4 protein-coding genes are annotated in these 5,878 nt (G+C 57.9%); 2 read left to right on the top strand and 2 right to left on the bottom strand.

Features of this window, described 5'->3' with window-relative positions:
- Nucleotides 1–450: 450 nt before the first annotated feature.
- Nucleotides 451–1,281 carry a phosphodiesterase gene (locus tag V6C07_RS11300; RefSeq protein ID WP_333536583.1) on the bottom strand — a complete coding sequence of 277 codons (831 nt, stop codon included), beginning with the start codon at nt 1,279–1,281 and terminating at the stop codon, nt 451–453.
- Nucleotides 1,282–1,283: 2 nt separating this feature from the next.
- Complete coding sequence (locus V6C07_RS11295) at nt 1,284–2,666, bottom strand: MFS transporter (RefSeq protein ID WP_333536582.1); 1,383 nt, start codon at nt 2,664–2,666, stop codon at nt 1,284–1,286.
- A 390-nt stretch (nt 2,667–3,056) separates the two neighbouring features.
- Here V6C07_RS11295 and V6C07_RS11290 point away from each other — a divergent pair, with 390 nt between their 5' ends.
- Together V6C07_RS11290 and V6C07_RS11285 are read left to right on the top strand one after the other, a co-directional pair.
- Nucleotides 3,057–4,145 (top strand): LacI family DNA-binding transcriptional regulator, encoded by a 1,089-nt coding sequence (locus V6C07_RS11290; protein ID WP_333536581.1) that lies wholly within the window; start codon nt 3,057–3,059, stop codon nt 4,143–4,145.
- 217 nt (nt 4,146–4,362) lie between these two features.
- The gene (locus V6C07_RS11285; RefSeq protein ID WP_333536580.1) at nt 4,363–5,358 is read left to right on the top strand and encodes a TOBE domain-containing protein; all 996 of its coding nucleotides are present in this window, start codon (nt 4,363–4,365) and stop codon (nt 5,356–5,358) included.
- Nucleotides 5,359–5,878 lie beyond the last annotated feature (520 nt).

The raw sequence follows: 5,878 nt of genomic DNA, 5'->3' as shown, positions 1-5,878 counted from the left end.
CTAGAGCAGATTAACTTTGAGAATATACATTCTCAAAGTTTAAGGCACGCTCACTTCGGCGTTTAACCGCGCAGATAAACTGCGCTTACGCCTCCGTAGCGAACGTCTGCTCACGCAGCCGCCAGAGTAATTTCAAAGTGAAATTGCTCTAGAGCTTTTCATGCTGCATGCCTGAGATGGCGCGGCTGTCTGCCTGCGCGCAGCGTCCTTGCTGTGCGGTTTCGCCACCGGCGCTGCTCCGTGCTGCGCGCAGGGTGCAAGGCAAAAAGACTGTCTGTCTACATTTTTTCTGAAACCCGTGCGGAACATTTATTTTTGTGTGCGGCCGAACCCTGCCTTGCCCGGCAGATACGGCAGCGCCTGCAAAGATTCAAGCGTCTGCATAAGCAAGGACCCGCTCACGGGAGAACGGGTCCTGCCTGTGAACAGGCGCGCTGAAGACCGTACGGTCTACCGCGCCGGGCCGGAGGGGTTGACGGATCCCACAAAGGGATACGGTCCGGCAAAGGTCACGTCCGTCGGAATCTGGCAAACATGCGTATTGAGCATGCCGTTTTTATGGTGGTGCAGCAGATAGCCCGGGGCCTCCATGAGGAAGGTGTCTCCGCCTTCGGGGGAAAGGTCCAGGTCGATCTGCATGGCCGCAGAGGGGGCTGTCATGCACAGCCGCCCCTGCCATTGGGTGATTATGGGCCTGTGCATATGGCCGAAGAACAGCCGGACCTGCGGGTTGCCGCCGGCGATGGCAGCCAGTGCGCCCTGGTTTTCAAAGGGTTCGTCCATCGCCCCCATGCCCGTTATGAAGGGCGGGTGGTGCATGAAAACCAGGGTCTGCACATGGGGCCTTTGCGCCAGGGTACGGGCCAGCCATCTTTCAACCGTAGGAAACAGATGGCCGGAATGCGAGCCGGGGTGCATGCTGTCCACCATGACAAGGCGCAGGTCGTCCAGTTCAACCGTGTAGCAGATGTGGGGGGCTGCTTCCGGGTCTGCGGGGCACCAGCCTTGCAGCACGCTTTGCATTCTGTCGCGCCTGTCGTGGTTGCCCGGCAGTGCGTAAACGGGAATGCCCAGGGGCGACAGCGCGTCATAAAGGATATGATAGGCGTTGAGGTCGCCGCTGTCGGCCAGGTCGCCGCTGAGCACCATAATGTCCGGCTTCTGGCTCATGGTTTTCAGGTGCGTGACGGCGGCATCGAGGCAGCGCCGTGTGTCCACAACGCGGAAGGACAGGCTGTTGTCGCCGCGTAGATGCGTGTCGGAAAGTTGCAATATGCGCATGGTTACCCCTGAGCCTGTGAGCTTGCCCCGGCTTGCATGGCGGCATCATGCGACTGGGCCTGGGCCTGCTGCGCCGCCCTGTTATGCCGCCGCTGGATGGTAAAGGCCGACAGCGCGCTGGTGACAGCAGCAATGATGACAAAAATGCAGATATAGGCAGGATCGCCGTCGTTCCACCGCATGAAGACCGTACACAGGCCGGGTACAATGCCGGCCACCAGGAATCCGGGGAACTGGTACACTATGGAAATGCCGGTGTAGCGCACTTCAGCAGGAAAAAGGTCAGAAAAAAGAGCTGCTTCAGGTCCGAACACCCCGGCATAGCAGATGCTGAGCGGGATGGCTATGGCAAGGCCGATGATGAACATGTTTCCGCCGCTGCCCTGCATGAGCCAGAAAGAGGGAAAGATGGTCAGGGCGCAGGCCAGGCTTGCCAGTCCGTAGATACGGCCCCGGCCAAAGCGGTCGGCCAGGCGTCCGGCGATGAGAATGAACGGACACATGAGCAGGGCCGCGATCATGACCGCCGTGAGGGCTTCGGTGCGCGTGACGTTGATGTACTGCACAAGATAGCTGATGGAAAACACCGCCAGCACGTTAAAGAACACGCCGTCAATCCAGCGCGCGCCCACGCCGAGGGCGATATTGCCGGGAAAATTCTTGCATACCGTGACAATGGGCAGGGTTTTCTTTTCTGTCTGGCCTTCTTCCTGCGCCTTGCGGAATTCGGGTGTTTCAAGAATATGCGTGCGCACGTAAAGCGCTATGGCGATAAGCACCACGCTCATGAGAAACGCCAGGCGCCAGCCCCAGGCCATGAACTGTTCGTTGGTCAACAGCCAGGAAAGCAGGGCCACCATGCCGGAAGCGAGGCAAAGGCCCGTGGCAAGCCCCATCTGGGGTATGCTGGCATAAAAGGCTTTTTCGCGTTCGCTGGCGTATTCATAGGTCATGAGCACCGCTCCGCCCCATTCGCCGCCAAGGCCGAGGCCCTGGCACAGGCGCAGGGTTTGCAGCAGGATGGGGGCGGCAATGCCGATGCTGGCATAGGTGGGGATAAGGCCGATGCCCACTGTGGCTATGCCCATAATGAGCATGGTGAGGATGAGCATGCGCTTGCGGCCCAGCTTGTCGCCGTAGTGGCCGAATATGAAGCCGCCGAGGGGGCGGGCCAGGTAGCCGATGGCAAAGGTGCTGTAGGCCAGAATGGTGCCGATGAAAGGATCGGAGGTGGGAAAGTAGAGTTTGTTGAACACAATGCCCGCCACGACCCCGTACAGGAAAAAGTCGTACCATTCGATGGTGGCGCCAAGCAGGCTGGCGATAACGACTTTGCGCATCTCCTGTTTGGTGGGAACGTGTTTTTGCGCCCTTGCGTCTGACATGCTTTCCTCCGATGCTGCCGTCCCGCCAGGGGCTTCCCGTCGTGCGGCTGTTAAAAGTTTTAATTAACTGCGGGAATGTTGTGCTTTTATCTATTAAATAATGCATTAAAGAAATGTAATATTTAATGTTTTTTACATAAAAAAGGCGTAAAACGCCGGTCTGAATGTCCGGATAGCATGCTGTGGAATTTAATGTCAATTAAAATATTATTAAAATTTTAAACAATACGCACAGTCCGGAACCGTCGGCGCAGCCAGGGAAAATTTTTGCCAGTTTTGCGCCATGTTTACGGAATAACGGCATTGTGCGTCCCGCATATTGCGGGTAAGAACATTTCAGGCGTTATGCGTCCGTACACACAGGATATGAATGCCGGAAGGAAAGAAAAGATGACTATTGATGGCGGAAATCAGGACGGCGTGGGCATAAAAAAGGCAACCCTTGCGGATGTGGCCCAGGCGGCCGAGGTGTCTCCCGCCACGGTTTCGATGATTCTCAACGGGCGTGAAGGGGTGTCTTTTGCCGAGGAAACAGTCAAGACCGTTCTGGCTGCGGCGGCAAAGCTCAATTACACCGGCGGCAGGCGCGGCAGGGTAGCCCCGGGAGCCAGGCCCGTCATCCTGATCGCCGTGCCGAACGTGACAAATCCTTACTATGCCACGATTATCCAGGCCATTCAGCAGGCGGCGGAAAAAAAGAATTACGCCACCTGCGTAAGCGCCACCTACCGCAGCCTGGAAAACGAGCTGGCCGCCCTGCAACTGGCCCGTTCCACGGGCATGGCGGGCATTATATTCGCCATGCTGGCGCACCCGGACGCCATACTGGCCCGTGCCGGGCGCAAGATGCCCCTGGTGGTTATGGGCGACCGGCGCGTGGGCCTTAACGTGGATACCGTGGAACTGAACAATTACGACGCGGGCAGCCTTATTGCCCGGCACATGTGCGAACTGGGCCACAAGCATATGGCCTATATTTCCACATCGCTGGACGCCTGCAATCCCATCCGGGTGCAGCGCCTCAAGGGGCTGCAGGACACCCTGGCCCAGCTTTGCCCGGAAGGCCGCCTGCTGGTCAAGCGCCGCGATATTTCTCCGGAAACGGAACTGGAAAACCTGCTTATCGAGCACACCGTGGGCTATGAACTGGCACGAAGCTGCTTTGACGACAAAAAGATCACAGCCTTTGTGGCAGTCAACGACATGGTGGCCTACGGGGTTATGGATGCCGTGATTGATGCGGGTTTGAGCATTCCCGGCCATTACAGCGTCTGCGGATTCGACAACCTCTGGCCGTCGCATTTTGCCCGCGTGTCGCTGACGACCATTGAGCACTATATCAAGGACAAGGGGCATAATGCCCTGGAACTGCTGCATGCGAGAATCAGCGGACAGCTTTCCAACCGGAATATAACCAGGGTCGAGGTCAGTCACAAACTTATTGAACGCGCCTCTACCGGCGTTCCCCGTGTTGGCTGAGGCGGAAAACCCGGACAGCCGGATATTCCCGGCGCGCGGTTTAGAGCGGTTTTACCCTGAAGCCCCTCTGGCGGCTGTGTCCGCAAACGGCCGCCACAAAGGCGCAAGCGCAGCTTATTTGCGTGTCCAAGCGCCGGAGTGAGTGCCTTGATCCTTCGAGAATATATGCTTTCACAACGAAAATGTTCTAACTGCCTGTTTGCCTATGCATAGCCATTTGACCCGTCAGCAACTGGAAGCCCTCACCCTGCGTTGGGAACAGTGGGAAAGCGAGGCCGTCACAAGGGCGCAAAAAATCGCCCGCGCCCGCCTGCACCTGCTTTTTCTGGTGTTTCGATACGGGGGCCTGCGCCTGGGCGAAGCCCTGAGCCTTGAACCGTGCCGCGCCATTGATACCGTTACGGGCATGATGCGCGTGCCTGGGGTCAATGCGCGCGAAATTCTGCTGCCCTTGAGCGCCATGCGCCACATCCGGCGTATTCTCAGTCTGCCGCAGGCTGCGGAGCCGGATTTTCTGCGCTTTGACCAGGGTTTTGTGCGCAAGAAGTTTTATGCCGTGGGCGAGACAATGGACTTGCCCGCCGCTATGGTGGGGCCGCGTGCCATCCGCTATTCTCGCGGGCTTGAGCTGCTCGCCCTGCATGTACCCATGCCGCTGGTGCAGAAATTTCTGGGCCAGCAGGGGGCCGCGCAGCTGAGAGCGTTTTTGAAATTTTCCGGCGGCGAGGCGTGTCGCCTTCTGGCCGGGCAAAAGGCCGGGACGGAAAGCGCACGCCATAACGGGCCGCCTGTTGCGGCTGATGACGGGACAAACCTGTTTTTCGGCATTGTCAGCGCCATCAGCTCTGGCATGCGCAAAATTCAGGTTGAGCTGACCACGTTTTCCGATGTGCGGCTAACCTGTCTTTGTTCTCCCGAAGAGGCGGGGCTGCTCGAGCTGCATGAAAATCAGGTGTTGAGCGCCCATGTGGACCCGGAACGTATTGTGGTCTGCACGGAAAAAACGCCTGCCAGCCTTGCCAACTGCCTGCGCGGCGTGGTGGAAAGCCTGCATGCGGACATGGTGGAAACCTTTGTCTGCCTTGGGCTGCCGGACGGCACGACCCTGCGGGCCACCCTTGATACAAGGGCTGTGGGCAAGCTGCACCTTGTTGAGGGTAAAAAGGTTTTTGCCTGTTTTCCTGCCGGGGCGGTGCGCCTGCTGGCTGACTGATTTTTTATCCTTTTCGTTTTCCTGCCTGCCTGCCTGCCTGCCTGCCTGCCTGCCTCCTTTCTTTTTTTCCTTGTTGCGTTGATCGGAAAAAATGCCGTGAGGCCGCTGTCCGGAGGCTTTCTTTGCCCGCGCAATGCACAAGCGCCGCAGGGGCAGCATTCTACCCGTTTTGAGCATGGCCTGTCTGGCGCAGCATTCGGCATTTCCGCGCGTATGCGGCGAGCCGTCCGTGCGCGTCCCGTATTCCGTCCGTGTCCGGTCCGCCTTCGGCGCGTATTCTGCTGGTATCCGGCGTAGATTCCAAGGGCTTTGGCCCTTACGCATCTTTTATGTCACGCTTTATTGTGATACCGTGAACATTATGCCCGCAGCCTGTTTCAGGCCTACGGGGCTGCTAGAGCAGATTAACTTTGAGAATATACATTCTCAAAGTTTAAGGCACGCTCACTTCGGCGTTTAACCGCGCAGATAAACTGCGCTTACGCCTCCGTAGCGAACGTCTGCTCACGCAGCCGCCAGA

This window comes from Desulfovibrio sp. 1214_IL3152, from assembly GCF_036763055.1.
In the GTDB taxonomy this organism is placed as follows: domain Bacteria; phylum Desulfobacterota; class Desulfovibrionia; order Desulfovibrionales; family Desulfovibrionaceae; genus Desulfovibrio.
The sequence above is the reverse complement of the archived record's forward strand: the minus strand, read 5'-3'. Positions and strand labels throughout refer to the sequence as shown.

What these genes read in the sequence shown, in the direction of transcription:
- V6C07_RS11300 (WP_333536583.1), bottom strand. Translation starts at nt 1,281, where the DNA reads ATGCGCATATTGCAACTTTCCGACACGCATCTACGCGGCGACAACAGC.
- V6C07_RS11295 (WP_333536582.1), bottom strand. Translation starts at nt 2,666, where the DNA reads ATGTCAGACGCAAGGGCGCAAAAACACGTTCCCACCAAACAGGAGATG.
- V6C07_RS11290 (WP_333536581.1), top strand. Translation starts at nt 3,057, where the DNA reads ATGACTATTGATGGCGGAAATCAGGACGGCGTGGGCATAAAAAAGGCA.